At 43.3% G+C, this 15,439-nt stretch carries 21 protein-coding genes; 4 read left to right on the forward strand and 17 right to left on the reverse strand.

Features of this window, described 5'->3' with window-relative positions; all coding sequences use genetic code 11:
• Window positions 1–56: 56 nt before the first annotated feature.
• Window positions 57–1,163, reverse strand: a complete 1,107-nt coding sequence (gene gpr, locus BSI_RS15500) for a GPR endopeptidase (protein WP_003237103.1) — start codon at window positions 1,161–1,163, stop codon at window positions 57–59.
• A 202-nt stretch (window positions 1,164–1,365) separates the two neighbouring features.
• On the opposite strand from gpr, the gene rpsT reads away from it, so the two are divergent.
• Window positions 1,366–1,632 carry a 30S ribosomal protein S20 gene (rpsT, locus tag BSI_RS15495; protein ID WP_003229989.1) on the forward strand — a complete coding sequence of 89 codons (267 nt, stop codon included), beginning with the start codon at window positions 1,366–1,368 and terminating at the stop codon, window positions 1,630–1,632.
• 14 nt (window positions 1,633–1,646) lie between these two features.
• On the opposite strand, the gene holA is transcribed toward rpsT, so the two are convergent.
• Both holA and BSI_RS22655 read right to left on the reverse strand, forming a co-directional pair.
• Window positions 1,647–2,690, reverse strand: a complete 1,044-nt coding sequence (holA, locus tag BSI_RS15490) for a DNA polymerase III subunit delta (protein WP_003237104.1) — start codon at window positions 2,688–2,690, stop codon at window positions 1,647–1,649.
• Between the two features lie 39 nt (window positions 2,691–2,729).
• A complete protein-coding gene (locus BSI_RS22655) occupies window positions 2,730–2,879 on the reverse strand; it encodes a hypothetical protein (protein WP_003229985.1) in 150 nt (49 codons plus the stop codon).
• Between the two features lie 40 nt (window positions 2,880–2,919).
• On the opposite strand from BSI_RS22655, the gene BSI_RS15485 reads away from it, so the two are divergent.
• Complete coding sequence (locus BSI_RS15485) at window positions 2,920–3,054, forward strand: YqzM family protein (RefSeq protein ID WP_003229983.1); 135 nt, start codon at window positions 2,920–2,922, stop codon at window positions 3,052–3,054.
• Between the two features lie 39 nt (window positions 3,055–3,093).
• On the opposite strand, the gene BSI_RS15480 is transcribed toward BSI_RS15485, so the two are convergent.
• From BSI_RS15480 to BSI_RS15470, 3 genes are all read right to left on the reverse strand, one after another.
• On the reverse strand, window positions 3,094–5,424 hold the full coding sequence (locus BSI_RS15480) for a DNA internalization-related competence protein ComEC/Rec2 (protein ID WP_032731956.1): 2,331 nt from the start codon (window positions 5,422–5,424) through the stop codon (window positions 3,094–3,096).
• 3 nt (window positions 5,425–5,427) lie between these two features.
• Window positions 5,428–5,997 carry a ComE operon protein 2 gene (locus tag BSI_RS15475; protein WP_003237106.1) on the reverse strand — a complete coding sequence of 190 codons (570 nt, stop codon included), beginning with the start codon at window positions 5,995–5,997 and terminating at the stop codon, window positions 5,428–5,430.
• A gap of 66 nt (window positions 5,998–6,063) precedes the next feature.
• Window positions 6,064–6,681, reverse strand: coding sequence for a helix-hairpin-helix domain-containing protein (locus BSI_RS15470; RefSeq protein WP_003237107.1), 618 nt, complete (start codon window positions 6,679–6,681; stop codon window positions 6,064–6,066).
• Between the two features lie 83 nt (window positions 6,682–6,764).
• Here BSI_RS15470 and comER point away from each other — a divergent pair, with 83 nt between their 5' ends.
• Window positions 6,765–7,586: a late competence protein ComER gene (comER, locus tag BSI_RS15465; protein WP_003237109.1), complete on the forward strand. Its 822-nt coding sequence runs from the start codon at window positions 6,765–6,767 to the stop codon at window positions 7,584–7,586.
• A gap of 65 nt (window positions 7,587–7,651) precedes the next feature.
• Here the strand turns inward: comER and BSI_RS15460 are convergent, their stop codons facing one another.
• Genes BSI_RS15460 through BSI_RS15425 form a run of 8 tightly spaced genes read right to left on the reverse strand, consistent with a single transcriptional unit; the run spans window position 7,652 to window position 12,664 of the window.
• The gene (locus BSI_RS15460; protein WP_003237111.1) at window positions 7,652–8,395 is read right to left on the reverse strand and encodes a class I SAM-dependent DNA methyltransferase; all 744 of its coding nucleotides are present in this window, start codon (window positions 8,393–8,395) and stop codon (window positions 7,652–7,654) included.
• Window positions 8,392–8,748, reverse strand: a complete 357-nt coding sequence (gene rsfS, locus BSI_RS15455; RefSeq protein WP_003237112.1) for a ribosome silencing factor — start codon at window positions 8,746–8,748, stop codon at window positions 8,392–8,394. Before rsfS ends, BSI_RS15460 begins: the two co-directional genes overlap by 4 nt.
• A 17-nt stretch (window positions 8,749–8,765) precedes the next feature.
• The gene (gene yqeK / locus BSI_RS15450) at window positions 8,766–9,326 is read right to left on the reverse strand and encodes a bis(5'-nucleosyl)-tetraphosphatase (symmetrical) YqeK (protein ID WP_003237115.1); all 561 of its coding nucleotides are present in this window, start codon (window positions 9,324–9,326) and stop codon (window positions 8,766–8,768) included.
• Window positions 9,316–9,885, reverse strand: a complete 570-nt coding sequence (locus BSI_RS15445; protein ID WP_003237117.1) for a nicotinate-nucleotide adenylyltransferase — start codon at window positions 9,883–9,885, stop codon at window positions 9,316–9,318. The genes yqeK and BSI_RS15445 overlap by 11 nt, the downstream gene beginning before the upstream one ends.
• An 11-nt stretch (window positions 9,886–9,896) precedes the next feature.
• Window positions 9,897–10,187: a ribosome assembly RNA-binding protein YhbY gene (gene yhbY, locus BSI_RS15440; protein WP_003226133.1), complete on the reverse strand. Its 291-nt coding sequence runs from the start codon at window positions 10,185–10,187 to the stop codon at window positions 9,897–9,899.
• A complete protein-coding gene (aroE, locus tag BSI_RS15435; RefSeq protein WP_003237119.1) occupies window positions 10,181–11,023 on the reverse strand; it encodes a shikimate dehydrogenase in 843 nt (280 codons plus the stop codon). Before aroE ends, yhbY begins: the two co-directional genes overlap by 7 nt.
• An 18-nt stretch (window positions 11,024–11,041) precedes the next feature.
• Entirely contained in the window at window positions 11,042–12,142 is a 1,101-nt protein-coding gene (gene yqeH / locus BSI_RS15430; protein ID WP_003237122.1) for a ribosome biogenesis GTPase YqeH, read from the reverse strand.
• A gap of 3 nt (window positions 12,143–12,145) precedes the next feature.
• Entirely contained in the window at window positions 12,146–12,664 is a 519-nt protein-coding gene (locus BSI_RS15425; RefSeq protein WP_003226126.1) for a YqeG family HAD IIIA-type phosphatase, read from the reverse strand.
• Between the two features lie 361 nt (window positions 12,665–13,025).
• On the opposite strand from BSI_RS15425, the gene BSI_RS15420 reads away from it, so the two are divergent.
• A complete protein-coding gene (locus BSI_RS15420) occupies window positions 13,026–13,166 on the forward strand; it encodes a sporulation histidine kinase inhibitor Sda (protein WP_003226124.1) in 141 nt (46 codons plus the stop codon).
• Between the two features lie 138 nt (window positions 13,167–13,304).
• Here the strand turns inward: BSI_RS15420 and BSI_RS22955 are convergent, their stop codons facing one another.
• From BSI_RS22955 to BSI_RS15410, 3 genes are all read right to left on the reverse strand, one after another.
• Window positions 13,305–13,436, reverse strand: coding sequence for a hypothetical protein (locus BSI_RS22955; protein ID WP_019258943.1), 132 nt, complete (start codon window positions 13,434–13,436; stop codon window positions 13,305–13,307).
• Between the two features lie 75 nt (window positions 13,437–13,511).
• Window positions 13,512–14,243, reverse strand: coding sequence for an SGNH/GDSL hydrolase family protein (locus tag BSI_RS15415; RefSeq protein ID WP_003237124.1), 732 nt, complete (start codon window positions 14,241–14,243; stop codon window positions 13,512–13,514).
• Window positions 14,244–14,495: 252 nt separating this feature from the next.
• Window positions 14,496–15,248, reverse strand: coding sequence for a peptidoglycan recognition protein family protein (locus BSI_RS15410; RefSeq protein WP_003237126.1), 753 nt, complete (start codon window positions 15,246–15,248; stop codon window positions 14,496–14,498).
• Window positions 15,249–15,439: the final 191 nt, after the last annotated feature.

The following is a 15,439-nucleotide window of genomic DNA, read 5'->3' on the forward strand; positions in this document are numbered from 1 at the left end:
CCTCCAGCGCTTGTCTAGTAATTACTCTATGAACAAGCTAGAGGAAGTAGAACAGTTTAGTGATTGTAGGAGCCTTTGTTTTCTTGTGACACTTTTTCATGAAGCGCTGTGTTTAATCCGTTCGCCAGCACATTAGCCATATCGTCGATAAAAGAATCAACTTCCTTCGGCGTGACCATTAAATTGTGGCCTAAAGGCGACAGCACCTCGTGAATGAGCTGCCGTTTTTCATCTTCTTGAAGGGTTCCGACGATGCCGAGGAACGATTGACGCTGCTTTTGATCAGGAAGATCTTCTTCAGTGAGCACTTTCTTTTTCCCAAACGTCATGCCAGCCGGAACAAGCGATCTTGACGGCCTGTCATCCTTCATTTCTCTGCCAAAATGTTTTAATATGTAGTCCACCGTGTCGCTGGCAATCGTCACCGCGTCAACGACCGTCGGAACTCCGATGGCGATCACCGGTACGCCGAGCGTGTCTTTGCTTAAATCTTTTCGTTTATTTCCCACACCTGACCCCGGGTGAATGCCTGTATCCGATATTTGAATGGTTGTGTTGACCCTTTCCACGGCCCGCGCCGCCAGTGCATCAATGGCAATGACAAAATCAGGCTTCGATTGCTCTATCACGCCTTTAATAATGTCGCTTGTTTCGATCCCCGTAATCCCCATCACACCAGGTGCAAACGCACTGACAGGCCTATACCCTTCCTGCACGTTTTCCGGCTGAAGCTTGAACAAGTGCCTTGTTACCAATAGATTTTCTACAGCCATCGGTCCCAGCGCGTCAGGTGTCACGTTCCAGTTGCCGAGCCCGACGATCAAACAGCTCGCATCTTTTGAGATATTAAGGCTTTCAAGAAAAGCCGAGAATTCCTCCGCAAAGACAGCAGAGACTTTTTCCTGCATTTCCGAATCATTCTCTCTGATTCCTTGCGCCTCAAGCGTTAAATAGCGCCCTTCTTTTTTTCCCGATAGCTCCGCGCCTTCCTTTGTAATATCAACAGTGCGGATTTTAATGCCGCCGCGATCTCGTTCTTTTTCGATAAAACCTTTAATTTCTTTTGTCGGCACAGCCTGCTGATTGGCCATTGCTTCCTTCGTTTCCACTGCCAAATCGGTACGTATCAAATACTGATTAACATCCAGTTCACTCTTTTTCATCAGGGGCCTCCTTCACATTCAGTACCTATATTGTTGCCATTTGCTGTATGAATCATGCTAAAAAGAGATCCTTCAATGAAAAATACTTTACATTTATATTGCAATCTAAAGATGTGTTTGATAGAATACAATTTGTTCTATTGTGAAGAAGATTTAACCTTAAGACACTGTGCTACAGGTTGTATCTTAGGAGGTGAAACACATGCCAAACATTAAATCAGCGATTAAACGTACAAAAACAAACAACGAACGCCGCGTTCATAACGCGACAATCAAATCTGCTATGCGTACTGCAATCAAACAAGTTGAAGCTTCTGTTGCTAACAACGAAGCTGACAAAGCGAAAACTGCTCTTACTGAAGCAGCTAAACGTATTGATAAAGCAGTGAAAACAGGTCTTGTACACAAAAATACCGCAGCTCGATACAAATCAAGACTAGCGAAAAAAGTGAACGGACTTTCTGCATAATATAAAAACGATCCTCAATGATGGGGATCGTTTTTTTCGTTTCTTTTTAACAGCTGTAAAAGGAACAGTTCGAGCAGGAGCTGCTTGTCCTTTTTCCCTGTTTTCATCTCATAGTCCATTACGGCAAGCTGTTCAATAATTGACCGGAGCTCCGCCTCTGAAAAAAGCCTTGCTTGATCCATCGCCAGCTTTACACGAAATGGGTGAACTTTTAAATTAGAAGCGATTTGTTTTTGTCCGTATCCTTGCTCCGCGAAGTATTTTGTCTGCAGAATCAGCCGGAACTGGTTCGAAATAAGCGCCATGATTTTGATCGGTTCTTCATTTTGTTTGAGCAAATCATAAAAAATTTGCAGGCTCTCTGTCCGTTTGCGGTTGACGATTTTATTGATCAGCTCAAAAATATTTTGCTCCAGGCTTCTCGCAACAAGCATTTTCACATCATCAAGCGTAATTTCTTCACGATCTCCAATAAACGTGCAGAGCTTTTGAATCTCCTGAAAAATCGATGAAAGATGTCCATTCACAAGCAGAACCAAATGTTCCGCCGCTTCAGTGCCGATTGTTTTCTGCTCGGTTTTTGCAAGGTTAACAGTAAAGTCTGTGGTCTCCTTTGCGTTTAATTCCTTCGCCTCCATCATAAACGCGTGCTTCTTTAGCGCTTTCGTCAGTTTTTTCCGCTCATCCAGCTTTTCATACGGGGCAAGCAGGACAAAGACCGTGTAAGGCGCAGGCGATTGTATATATGTTTCAAGCGCACTGACGTTGTGCTCAATTTTTTCTTTTTTCTTCTCACCTGTTAAAAAATATGGATTTTTCACAATGACAAGACGTCGCTCCCCCATAAACGGAAACGTTTCAGCATCTGCAATCGCTTGATCCAGCGGGTCCTCTTCCAGATCAAAAACGGATAGATTGAAATCCTTTGTCTCCTGATCAACGACCGTCTGTCTGATCCTGCTGACGGTTTCTTGCAGCAGATACGTCTCTTTTCCGTATAAACAATAAACCGGATGGACATCTCCTTTTTTCAGGCTTTTCCACACATCAAATACCATTGTTGTACGACTTCCTCTCTTTCGTCATCCCCTTCTATCCTAAATTGAGTTTGCAAAATAGTAAAGAGGAAGCCTGACTGCTGCTTCCCCATTTATATTAAACGCCTGTTCGCAAGCCCCCGGGACAGCTTGTAAAAAGGCGATAATCACCAGAACAGAAAACGTTACCTTCGCTTCTAGATTTTTCAAAACGATTCCATTATACTTAAAGCAGTCAGGAGGGATAAAGTTGAATGATTTTGAAAAAAACGTTCAAAGCAAACGAAATGATGCTGTAGATTCAGCTGTTGGTTTTGTTGTGTCCTTCGGATTTTTCGCCTTCTTGTTTGTTATGGCAACGGTTATTCACCTGGTTGGTTCATAACAGCGACTGCCCGGGCTGCTGATTTCTCGGCAGTCTTTTTTAGTTCGTCTCTGTTATATCTGATGTATCATATGGAGGATAGACAGAAAAGGTTCCAACTCTGTTTTTATATCGATATTGGATCGTTCCGCATTGATCGGTACGCAGCACGCGGATGGAATGTCTCTGTAATATTTGCAGAACCTCTTGATGGGGATGATGGTACCGATTGTTTTCTCCCGCTGAGATAATGGCCGTTTTCGGCTGAAGCTGTTTGATGAATTCTTCACCGGTAGAGCCTTTGCTTCCATGGTGCCCCACCTTTAACACGTCTGCTTTTATATTCGGAAACACGTTCATCACCTCCTGTTCCCCTTCTTTCTCCAGATCACCCGTCAAGATCCAGCTCATACCGCCCATTTTCATCCACAGAACGAGAGAAGAATTATTTTTGCTTGCCGGATCAGGTGTTTCCGGTGACAGTACTTGAAACTGCAAATCCTTTATTTGCAATACATCGCCTCGCTTCACCTCCTCTATTGTCACGCCCTCTTCTCTGGCTGCCCGCAGCACTTTCTCGTCTTTAGGTTCAGAAACGAACCCTTTCGGAATCACAAGGCGCTTCACTTTGTGGTGCTTCAGCAGAGTCTCCGCCTCTCCGATATGATCTTGGTCAGCGTGCGTCAGAATTAAAGCATCAAGCTGTTTGATTCCCTTGGCGGTTAAAAACGGAATCAGCACCTTTTCCCCGAGTGAAAACGGGTGCTGTTTTTCCCGCCAAGACTCTGATGAGTAAGACAAAGTGCCGCCTGTATCAATTAAGACACGTCCCTGCTGATGCGGAGCACCGACATACATGCTGTCACCCTGCCCAATATCAATCATATCGACTTCTCCCTCGGAGCTAAGACTCGGATAAATGAGAAGAAGACAGAGCACCGCGCAGCAAAGACCTCCAGTAATCGCCAGCTGCGAAAAGGAACGTTTTTCAATCGTCATAAGCATTAGGATGATCGTAACCGTGAATAAAAAGAGCAGAGCAGGTGCAGGACATGCAATGATGATCGTGAATACATCAATATCTGCAATTCTTGTGATCAGCCTGTTGGTCCAGCTCATCAAGAAATCAAACCAGCAGAAGAAAAATCGACCAGCCGAAACGGAAAGGCTTAATAGAAAAACACCTGCTACAGCCCCCGGCAAAACACAGAATGTATAAAAAGGAACCATCAACATATTCATCGGTATGCTGATTATCGAAAACTGCTGGAAATGATACAAGAGAATAGGAAGTGAGCCCAGCTGAGCGATTATAGATACCATTGTCAGCTGGCCCAGTGAGGTTTTGAGTTGTTGAAAAATAGAAGAGGATAGAATTAAAGAAAAACTGACGGCGAATGAAAGCTGAAAACCGGCTTCAAAGAGATGGTAAGGATTGAAGAGCAAGAGGACGATGTATGAAAGGCAGATTGCACCGGCAGAATGTACCCGCCATTTAACGAGGCTCCCAGCTAAGTAAATACCCGACATCAGAGCGGCGCGAAGCACTGAAGGAGCAGCCCCTGTCAAAATCACATAGAGCGGCAAAAATAGCAGTAACAGGAGTGACGCCTTTTCTCTTGTTATGCCTAGACGAATCATGATATAAAACAACCCGGCTGTCAAAATGCCGACATGGAGTCCTGAAATCGCCAAGAGATGGACGACACCAAGCTTTTGATATGCGTTAAGCACTTCGTCTTCCACATAAAATCTGTCACCGACTGTAAGTGCTTGTACGATTCCTGCCGAATCAGAAGGCAGCAGGCCGTTTGTGAATGATACGATGTATTTTCTCAAACTGAGCAGTTTATCCTTGAAATTTACAGGTTCGCTGCAATTATGGATAGATGTGACAGAATAGTTCCAGTGAATATGCTGCCGGTAAAGATACTCATTATAATCAAATGTGCCCGGCACAGTTGCGTGTTTGGGCTCTCCCAGTGCACCCGTCAACTCACATGACATTCCTGGTTCTATGTATGACAGCTGATCTTTTTCATCAGCAGACTGAATGCGATATGAAGCGGCCCATTTTTCGCTATCAGGTGTCTTAATCACCATAGACATACGGTCTCCGTCAATTTTAGGAATACTGTCAATCACTGCCTTGGATTTATAAGTGCCCTGCTGATATGAAGAGACATTCCGGGAATCTGTGACCGTATACAGTGCAAAAAACAATATAAAAGAGAAGAAACAAACAAAAATGAGGAAAGCGTGTCTCGTTTTGATGAAAATGATAAGGAGAAAGAGGAAGAAAAGAAAAACAGCGGAGAAATAAGCGGCGGCAGTAATTCCAGCCGTTGCCGAAGCTGCCGCCAAAGGCAATAACAAACGCGAATTACGCATCAATCACACGTAGCTCGTAAAAAGTGTATTCGCCTGTTCATGTATTTTCTTCAAATCTTCCTCTGCAAGACCAGCATCCGCTAGTTTCTCTAAAAGACCAGCTACAAATGAAAGCTTTTCCCTATTTTTCAGATCAACGATCATTTCATCGAGTTCAACCTGTTCAACAGTTACACCCGCCTGTTCAAATAATTCCTGTGCATACGGATTTGTTTTGTAGTCCTCAGCATAATAAACCGTTTTGATACCAGCTTGAATGATAGATTTACAGCATTGAATGCACGGATAATGCGTCACATAAATCTCCGCTCCATCAGTCGGCACCCCGAACTTAGAGCATTGAAGAATTGCATTCATTTCAGCGTGAATCGTTCTTGCGCAATGATCATCTATCATCAGGCATCCTTCGTCTGCACAATGCACGCCGCCCGCGATTGACCCGTTATAGCCTCCTGCAATCATGCGTTTGTCTCTGACTATAGTAGCGCCGACAGACAGTCTCGGGCAGGTGCTGCGCAGCGCCAGTAAATGGCTTTGAGCCATAAAGTATTGATTCCATGAAATTCGTTCCACGTTGTTCCCTCCAAATGTTGTGTTGCCTGACCTCTAGTTTACCTATCATTATGCATGACCGTCAAATCACTTTACTGTAATGGAAGACTTTATTTTCTCAAATGACTTTTCACCTATTCCTGAAACCTTAGTGATATCTTCAATTGTCTGGAAACGCCCGTTTTCCTCCCGGTATGCAATAATAGCTTCAGCTTTTGACGGTCCCACCCCTGAGATGCCTTGTAATTCCTCTAAGGTGGCTGTATTGATATTTACGAGCGCTCCCTTCCCTCCATCGCTTTGAACAGCGCCTCCGGCTCCTTGCTGCACCGCCGTCTCCTCTCCCTTTTTCGGGATGTACACCACTGTCCCGTCCTGAAGCAGCTCCGCCAAGTTCACTTGCATTTCGTCTGCTTGTTCACTGGCCCCGCCCGCTTTCTCAATTGCCTGAGATACTCTGTCTCCTGTTCGCATTTCATAAACGCCAGGATGCTGAACAGCACCTTTAATGTCAATCACAATTGTTTCGTTTGACTCGTCTTTTACTGCTTCCTGCTTTACCCCCGCATTTTCTGTCTCAGTTGATACAGCCTGCTTCACCGGCTCTTTGTTTTTTCCGCTGGAAAAGATGAAAAATAACGCTATGAAAACAGCCGCAGAAGCCGCTAAAATAATTGTTTTTTTATGCTGATTCAACCAATTCATCGCGCATGTTCCCCGCTTTCGTCATATTTTAGTTCGATAACACATATGGTTTAGAGGATAATAGCTCAAAGGAGGGGAAATCATTGAAGATAGGCTTTATCGGCACAGGAAATATGGGTACGATCCTTATAGAATCATTTATTGAATCAAAAGCAGCCGATCCCTCAAACATAACAATCACAAACCGCACAATTGAAAAAGCGTTGCACATAAAAAACCGATACAACAGCATAAACGTAACAGAAAGTCTGGAAAAGCTTGTTTCTGAAAACGAGATGATTTTTATTTGTGTTAAGCCGCTTGATATATATCCTTTACTGGCAAGAGCGGTGCCTTATTTAAGAAAGGATCATATTCTCATTTCAATTACAAGCCCAGTTCAAACTGAACAGCTCGAACAGTATGTGCCGTGTCAAGTGGCGCGAGTGATCCCAAGTATTACGAACAGAGCGCTGGCAGGCGTTTCTCTCGTCACTTTCGGCACAAGCTGCGAAGAATCTGCAAAAATGAAAATCAATGAGCTGATGGAGCACATCTCTCAACCGCTAGAAATTGAAAGTGATATCACGAGGGTGGCATCAGATATTGTAAGCTGCGGTCCCGCTTTTATGAGCTATCTGATTCAGCGGTTTATAGATGCAGCCGTTTCGGAAACGTCAGTGTCTAAACAGGACGCTATTCTGATGTGTAAGGAAATGCTTGTCGGAATGGGAAAACTGTTAGAAACCGAATTGTATACCCTGCCTGCGTTACAGGAAAAGGTTTGCGTTAAAGGCGGTGTGACAGGAGAAGGCATTAAAGCGCTGGAAAGCGGTGTGCAGGATATGTTTCACCGGGTATTTCAAAATACTCATTTGAAGTACGAAGAGGATATTTCTGCAGTGAAGAAGCAGTTTCATGTGTAAACGAGTATGTCATGCTTTTGTCTGTACTGCAAAAGCTTAAAAAAGCATTTTAAAAAACCATCGTTTTAGGAAACGATGGTTTTTGACTTCTGCGCCTTGAAAAATAGGCGTTCTGATTGTCCTGATGGCTCTGAATCCGTAAAATCAGCTGTCACATGGTGAAGCTGAAAGCCGCAGCTCTTCAGCATTTCTTCGTATTCATCCACTGGGAACGTTCTTTGTTCGTGCGTCTCATCAAAACGGTCATACGCTTCTCCGTTCCACACAAAAAACGACATGTCATGAATGACAGAAAGCTCTTCACTTCCGGCAAAGCTCTGCCAAATATAGCTGATATCTTCGTCCTGGTCAGCAAATGTGCTATCCGGAAAGACTTCAGCAATTTTATAAGATGAATGAACATCAAACAGCAAAATGCCTTCAGGCTTCAACACCCGAAATACACTTTTAAAGGTTTCGATCACATCATTTTTCGTTTTTAAATAATTTAATGAGTCACAGCATATCGCAACAGCGTCAAACTGGCCATCAAAGCCGGCAATCTCTCTCATATCCTGCTGAAGAAAAAGAATCGGCTGGTTACTAGAGACCTTTTGCTGGGCGTAAGAAAGCATTTCCTCACTGAGATCAATGCCCGTGACCTCGAAGCCTTTTGCGGCAAGCCGGATTGAGATTTCTCCCGTACCGCATGCCAGATCAAGGATACGGCCTTTTTCCGGGAGAGATGCTTCAATCCACTTTGTCCATTGATCGTAAGGTGCGTGAGACATTAACTCGTCATACACGCTTGCAAAGCCTTGGTAAATCATTGGTTCATTCCAAGCTCAAGATCCGCGAGCGGAGCGTCTCCCCACAGCTTTTCCAGGTTGTAGTAGCTTCTTTCATCCTTGTGGAAGACATGGACAATCACATCGCCAAGGTCAACGAGCACCCATCTTGCTTCATCGAAGCCTTCCATCTTTTTGACTTGAATGCCGTTTTCTTCAGCCTGATCCTTGATTTCACGGGCAATCGCCTGCACCTGTTTATCTGAATTTCCGTGGCAGATCAGAAAATAATCAGCAACCAGAGATATGCCTTCCATATCCAATGCTAAAATATCCTCTGCCCGTTTATCATCGCAAGCCGCAGCTGCGATCTTTAAAATGGACTTTTGGTTCATTCACAAATTCCTCCTGTTCAGTTGCCAGACACAAGCCAGTTATACGTTAAAAATGTGTCTGGAAAAACCGGTTGATTTTTTTTCATAAGAAAAACCATTGTATTTTTGATGGATTGAATCAGCGCTTGATTCAAATCTGTCTCAGCAAGCTTACGCACCTCATCGACACCGGGAAATGCCCGGTTGGGCTCAATGTAATCGGCAACGTAAATGACTTTTTCTAAAAGTGTCATGCCAGGCCTTCCAGAGGTATGATACCTGATGGCGTCAAGAATGTCTTCATCTTGTATCCCCGCTTCTCTTTGGACCAAATAAGCGCCGACCGGAGCGTGCCACAGTTCCGGATTATGGTCCAATAATTGCGAAGGCATTTTTTCCCGTGCAATAATTTGTTTCATTTCTTCTTTCGGGCGGAATTTAGCGTAATCATGAAAGATAGCCGCTGTTTCCGCTTTTTTAGAGTCGGCTCCAAAACGCTCCGCAAGTTCGATCGCCGTGTTCATCACGCCAATTGTGTGGATATATCGGTGTTCGGTCAATTGCTGCTTAACGCAGGCAAGTGCCTCCTCACGATTCATACAAACCATTCTCCTCTACATACTTCTTCACTTTATCAGGGATTAAGTAGTCAGTGGGCTTCCTGCTTTTAAACCGTTCCCTTATCATAGTTGATGATACCTCAAATTCCGGAACGTCTGCAAAGAGAAGCGGATAAGGGGTTTCAACATGAAAACCGGGGCGCTTTACTCCAATAAATTGAATGAGGTTCAGCAGCTCGTCCAGCTTATACCATTTCGGCAAATATTCAATCATATCAGCACCGATAATAAAGAACAGCTGATCATTCGGATAACGCTGCTTCAGTAAAGAAACGGTATCAAAGGTATATGAAGGCCCTTCTCTTTCCATTTCAGCCAGCTCCAGCTTAAAGGATGGATTAGACTCAATCGCAAGCTTCAGCATCTCCACTCGGTGAAAGCTGTCCGTATAGTCTTCATCCTGTTTATGGGGCGGAATTTGATTAGGCATAAACCAAATTTCATCAAGCCCCGCCTGATACAACACCTCATTCGCCATTAAGAGGTGACCGTTATGCGGAGGATCAAACGTGCCTCCAAAAATTCCGATTTTCTTCATTTCAACCACCTTTAAGGAAGCTCGATTTGTTTATTTTCCTTTGATTCCTTATATAACACAATTGTATTGCCGATTGTCTGCACCAATTGAGAGCGGCTTCCTTTTACGAGAGCTTCCGCAACATCGTTTTTATCCTCTTCACAATTCTGAAGAACACTGACTTTAATCAGCTCTCTCGCTTCAAGCGCCTCAGCAATTTGTTTAATCATGTTGTCGTTTACTCCGCCTTTACCTACTTGAAAAATCGGCGTTAAATGATGCGCTTTTGAACGCAAAAAACGTTTTTGTTTACCTGTTAACATTCTTTTCCTCCTAATTGTCCTATTACAATTGATCTCATTTTTTCAATATCAGGCTCTCGCCCAGTCCACAATTGAAAAGACAACGCTGCCTGTTCAACAAACATGCCCACTCCATCGAGTGTTTTCAGGCCTTTTTGGTTTGCTTGTTTTAAAAGGGCTGTCTGAATTGGATTATACACGATATCACAAACAACGGCACTGCTTGCAGCACGTTGTAATGAAAGCGGCACATCGTCCACGTTCGGATACATGCCCACAGACGTTGTATGGATAATAACATCATACTGTTCAAGCCGCTCTTCTGCTTCTTTTATGCTTAACACTTCTTTATTATGGAACGAGGGAGTGGATTCTGTAAGCTGCTTGGCTTTTTCTAACGTCCGATTGCAAATGTCAAACTTTTTTGGGATGTCACGGGCGATTGTTGTAAAGATGGCTCTTGCCGCTCCGCCCGCACCGATCATTAAGAATGACAGTTCAGAGATGGGCTTGTCCAATACCTTCATTAATGACTTTACAAAGCCTTCCCCGTCGGTATTGTATCCGACAAGCTTGTCTCCCTCTCTTCTGACCGTGTTTACGGCACCGATCACTTTTGCACTTTCATCAATATGATCCAGATAATCCATAATGGAAACCTTATGCGGAACAGTCACATTGATTCCTTGTATACCAAGTGCTCTTATTCCTTTTACCGCATCTTCCAGATCATCTTCTTCTACTTTGAAGGCATGGTAATGTCCGTCTAAACCGAGATCTTTCAATGATGCGTTATGAATATCAGGTGACATGGAATGGCCAATCGGATTTCCGATAACCCCGTACAGCTTTTTCATACTCCTCTCCCCTTTTCATTAAATTAATGAGCGCCGAACAAATACGTGAACGCCTTTTGGCGCGTAAGCAGTTACTTTTTTATCGGCATCATGCACTGTTACCCAGCCTAACCCAGAGAAAACGATATCTGTCTTTTTGTCTTTGATCGTAAACGTATGGGCCACTAATTCCGGAAACTCATCCATTTCGTCTTTTCCCGGAGGTGTGAGCAATTCCCCTGCATGCTTTTCATAAAGCGCGTCTGCATTTTCCAGCTTTGTTCTATGAATCATCAGCTCATTTGGCATATAGCAAATAAAAGGAGACCTTTCCCCGGACACATAATCAAACCTTGCAAGTCCGCCAAAATACAGTGTTTGCTGATCATTAAGCTGGAATGTGCGAGGCTTCAGCTCCTTTTTAGGAGATAATATTTTTAAATCCTTTTTATTAACATAATGCGCCATTTGATGGTGGTTGATAATTCCCGGCGTATCATAAAGCGCTGAGCCATCGTCCAGCGGGATCTCAATTGCATCAAGGGTTGTGCCCGGAAATTGGGATGTCGTAATAATATCTTCTTCACCTGACACTTCTTTAATAATCCGGTTAATAAAGGTTGACTTCCCTACATTGGTACACCCGACAACATAGACGTCTTTGCCGTTGCGGTAATGCTCAATTGCATCAATGACTTCTTTGATCCCCTGGCCGCGTCCAGCACTGACTAAGAATACGTCAACCGGTTTTAAGCCAAGCTCTTTCGCTTCACGCTTCATCCACTGGATCAGACGTTCTCTTTTCAGTGACTTAGGCAAAATATCGGCTTTATTGCCAACCAATAAGATAGGGTTTCCTCCCACCAAGCGCTGCAGCCCATTGATCCAGCTGCCGTTAAAATCAAAAATATCAACAATTTTAACAACGAGAGAATCTGTTTCCCCAATTCCATGAAGAATGTTTAAAAAATCATCATCCGTTAAGGAGACGTCTTGTATTTCATTATAGTTTTTCAGTCTGAAACAGCGCTGGCAAATCACATTTTCTTTCGTAAGCGATGCAGGCGGCGCGTATCCCAGACCTGTTTTGTCCTCGGTTTGGATTGCAACTCCGCAGCCGATACAAACAACCTTTTCCATTTCTTACTCCTCCCACTGAATGTGCCCTTTTCGTTTGAGAGCACTCAGTATTCTGCGTTCGACCTGGCGGTTAAAGCGCGTAATGAATCCGTCAGAGGAAGCGACAGGTACGACCAAAATCGTATGGTAGCCGTTTCGGTTTCCCCCGAGTACATCGGTCAGAAGCTGGTCTCCGATAACAACGCAGTCCTCTTTTTTCAGCTCCATATTGCGCACCGCTCTGTTAAAGGCTTTGCCCATCGGTTTTCTTGCTTTATAGATGAATGGGATTCCAAGCGGTTCTGAGAAAAGTTTTACTCTTCTTTCATTATTATTAGAGACAATCGTCACTTTAATGCCGTGCTCCTTCATTTCTTCGAACCACTCGATCAAACGCGGCGTCGCATTCGGTCTGTCCCACTCAACAAGCGTATTATCCAGGTCAGTAATAATTCCTTTTACATTTCGTTCCTTTAATTTCTCAGGTGTAATATGAAAAATATTTTTTACAAACTCGTCAGGTAAAAAAAACTTTTTTAACAAAACCCGCACCCTTCCCTTTTCTTTCTCTTTAAAATGATTGTCGAAAAAAATCGAACTTGCGTCTAAAGAAAAACTGAGCAAAAAAATTTCGACAAAAATTGGGTTTCTTCACCAGGTGTGGATAAAATTACACACACTATCCACTCTTATTACATCACTCTTTAGACAAATTATAAACACGATACTCACAAGTTATCCACTTTCTGGTGTGGATAACAGAACGATTGTTCTTATATGAAATTCATGGTAGATTAAAGATAACTTCAGCCTCAGAGGAACGCAACTTATCAATGTATGCGTTAAAATCATGAATGATTCCAACTTTTAAGGAGGTGTCTCTCCCATTAATTGGGTTCCTAGCATGAGAAAACTGTCTGATGAATTACTAATAGAGTCTTATTTCAAAGCCACCGAAATGAATTTAAACCGTGACTTTATCGAGTTAATTGAAAACGAAATAAAAAGAAGATCGCTCGGACATATTATTTCCGTATCTTCTTAATAGGAATTTGTCTATTTTTTCCGGGCGTATTTCCTTTTTTTACTCAGATGACTGATATTATATCACTTCGGTTACGCGCTTTACTACTGTTTTCAGCAAAAAACACCCCTAAAAAGAGGTGTTTTAAAGGGACGGTTACTATGCTAACCAATATATGCCGCCCACAACCAGGAGAACAACAACTAAAACAACGATAAAAGCGTATCCATATGCCCGACTGGCGTATGGCCAGCTGCCGAAAGGATACGAATAGGAATAACCGCTGCACATGTGAAGTGCCTCCTTTAATAAGGTTTTTTAACAGCCTATGTAGGTGAAATAAAACGGCTTAGGCCGTTGTCCGGCTCAGCGCTTCAGAACCTGCCCATCTTGTATTCCTTCATATATAATCCTTGCCCCTTTAGGTGTCATATGATTGCCTGAAGGATCTATCAGACCGGATTGGATAAGCGCTTCATCAGTTGCTTTTCCGCCGTCTTCTTCTACAAAATGCTGCCAGTTGTCTACAAGAGGGACGTCCAAGCGCTTCGACACATCTCTTGTAATATCATTGTATGAGTTGTGCCATTTCCTCGCCCCGCCTTTCGGTTCAAAAGCAGCTGCTTTATATCTGGAATAGTAAAACAGGTGGTGCTTCCCGTTTCCTTCAATAATTGGGATACACGTCATCAAGATTGGCTTGATACCGTGTTTTCTACTTTCTTTAATAAAATAAACCAGATTTTCTCTAAAACGCTGCTTCGACACTCTCGGTTTCCCCTCAGTCAGTATCGCTGCGTCATTCGTGCCGAACATAATAAACAAATGCTTCGGTTTTTGATCCAGCACATCTGTCTGAAACCGAAGACGGGCATCCTCTGTTGTCTGTCCGCCAATTCCCGCATTGAGTATATCAAGATTTCCTCGTTCAGCCGTTTTTAATATATTGACCCACTGCTGTGCTTTTGGATAATCGCGATAATCCCAATTTGAGCCTCGCGTGTTGCTGTCTCCAAATGCTACAACGTCTTCGTATCCCTTTCCATCGCATCCTGCTGTAACGAACAGCAGAAGGAAAAGGATCAAAAAATGCTTCATCTTTACACCCCCAAAAGCCTCATCTTAATGTTATACCTCTGTTCCCCTTCGTTCAACGAAGAGTTTTTTCGTTATCACTGTTTTTTTCCTATTGTTAACGTGTCCCCCTTAGTGAAAATCATTCTGCTTTCATTTCTGCATATCAGGTGATTCTTTTAAAATTCCCTTCTTCTCAATCGAAAAAACCCGCAAGCAATAGGAAAGAAAATAACCTGTATCCGCACTGGAAACAGGTTATCCTTACCCCTGCATTCACTTTAACTTCGATTTAAGCTTGGCCTTTGTTTTTGGTCCATAGATGCCGTCAGCAGTTAATCCGTTCATAAGCTGAAAACGCTTGACGGCATTTGCTGTTTTCGGTCCGTAAACTCCGTCTATCCCATTATTTTTGGCACCTTTATCAGGATAAAAATGAAGCGCGGCTAAAGCCTTTTGCAGCTGCAGGACTTTCGTGCCCTTACGATAAGGCGAAGTGAGTTTGATAATACCTGACGGCAGAGGATATGTTGGAGACGACTCTTTTGGAGGTGTATCGGAAGAAGAAATTCCGTTTATAAAAGAATTCCAGCGATCCAAGAGTTTGCGCGGACATTCTTTTCCGGACCAATTTTTGTGGGGAACGACATGTTTCAGCGGAATATTGTTTTCCTTCATTAGTTTCCGGATCAGCCACTGGGCATTTGCTGTTGCTTTTTCAAAATCGCCGTCAGCATTTTCGCAGATCTCAATCCCGATCGATTTGCGATTCCCTGTCCCATTTGTGCCGTCGCCCGCATGCCAGCCATTTTCATCTATCGGAAGATGCTGATAGATGACTGAATCATCAACTGTAAAATGCCAGCTGACAGATGTGCTTGGATTTTTCACATAATTGGCGTGCATTTTCGCATTTGCGCCTTTTTCGGTATTTGCTGTATTATGCACCGTAATGTAAGCAGGACTCATCGCATAGCCAGGACGATTATCGTTCGATGTCGGTATAAAATCCTTTTTTATCGTTACCATTTCCATCCCTCCCTACTATTAAAAAATGCAGAAAACAGAAAGATGGACAGCCTATTTTACAAGATAAAAAAGAATTGTGTTCTCAACCTAAACATGGTTTTCAGTTGAACCGCTGAAATGACACCAGTTATACTAACTCTAGATGACGGAGATTGTGGCTCCTGACATCATCTTAGTTGGGAGTGACCATA

It is taken from the genome of Bacillus inaquosorum KCTC 13429 (assembly GCF_000332645.1).
Classification (GTDB): Bacteria; Bacillota; Bacilli; order Bacillales; family Bacillaceae; genus Bacillus; species Bacillus inaquosorum.

What these genes read in the sequence shown, in the direction of transcription:
- BSI_RS15460 (WP_003237111.1), bottom strand. Translation starts at nt 8,395, where the DNA reads ATGATTTACCAAGGCTTTGCAAGCGTGTATGACGAGTTAATGTCTCAC.
- holA (WP_003237104.1), bottom strand. Translation starts at nt 2,690, where the DNA reads ATGGTATTTGATGTGTGGAAAAGCCTGAAAAAAGGAGATGTCCATCCG.
- aroE (WP_003237119.1), bottom strand. Translation starts at nt 11,023, where the DNA reads ATGAAAAAGCTGTACGGGGTTATCGGAAATCCGATTGGCCATTCCATG.
- BSI_RS15445 (WP_003237117.1), bottom strand. Translation starts at nt 9,885, where the DNA reads ATGAAGAAAATCGGAATTTTTGGAGGCACGTTTGATCCTCCGCATAAC.
- BSI_RS15420 (WP_003226124.1), top strand. Translation starts at nt 13,026, where the DNA reads ATGAGAAAACTGTCTGATGAATTACTAATAGAGTCTTATTTCAAAGCC.
- BSI_RS22955 (WP_019258943.1), bottom strand. Translation starts at nt 13,436, where the DNA reads ATGTGCAGCGGTTATTCCTATTCGTATCCTTTCGGCAGCTGGCCATAC.
- BSI_RS15480 (WP_032731956.1), bottom strand. Translation starts at nt 5,424, where the DNA reads ATGCGTAATTCGCGTTTGTTATTGCCTTTGGCGGCAGCTTCGGCAACG.
- gpr (WP_003237103.1), bottom strand. Translation starts at nt 1,163, where the DNA reads ATGAAAAAGAGTGAACTGGATGTTAATCAGTATTTGATACGTACCGAT.
- BSI_RS15415 (WP_003237124.1), bottom strand. Translation starts at nt 14,243, where the DNA reads ATGAAGCATTTTTTGATCCTTTTCCTTCTGCTGTTCGTTACAGCAGGA.
- yqeH (WP_003237122.1), bottom strand. Translation starts at nt 12,142, where the DNA reads ATGGAAAAGGTTGTTTGTATCGGCTGCGGAGTTGCAATCCAAACCGAG.
- yhbY (WP_003226133.1), bottom strand. Translation starts at nt 10,187, where the DNA reads ATGTTAACAGGTAAACAAAAACGTTTTTTGCGTTCAAAAGCGCATCAT.
- rsfS (WP_003237112.1), bottom strand. Translation starts at nt 8,748, where the DNA reads ATGAACCAAAAGTCCATTTTAAAGATCGCAGCTGCGGCTTGCGATGAT.
- BSI_RS15410 (WP_003237126.1), bottom strand. Translation starts at nt 15,248, where the DNA reads ATGGTAACGATAAAAAAGGATTTTATACCGACATCGAACGATAATCGT.
- rpsT (WP_003229989.1), top strand. Translation starts at nt 1,366, where the DNA reads ATGCCAAACATTAAATCAGCGATTAAACGTACAAAAACAAACAACGAA.
- BSI_RS15470 (WP_003237107.1), bottom strand. Translation starts at nt 6,681, where the DNA reads ATGAATTGGTTGAATCAGCATAAAAAAACAATTATTTTAGCGGCTTCT.
- yqeK (WP_003237115.1), bottom strand. Translation starts at nt 9,326, where the DNA reads ATGAATCGTGAGGAGGCACTTGCCTGCGTTAAGCAGCAATTGACCGAA.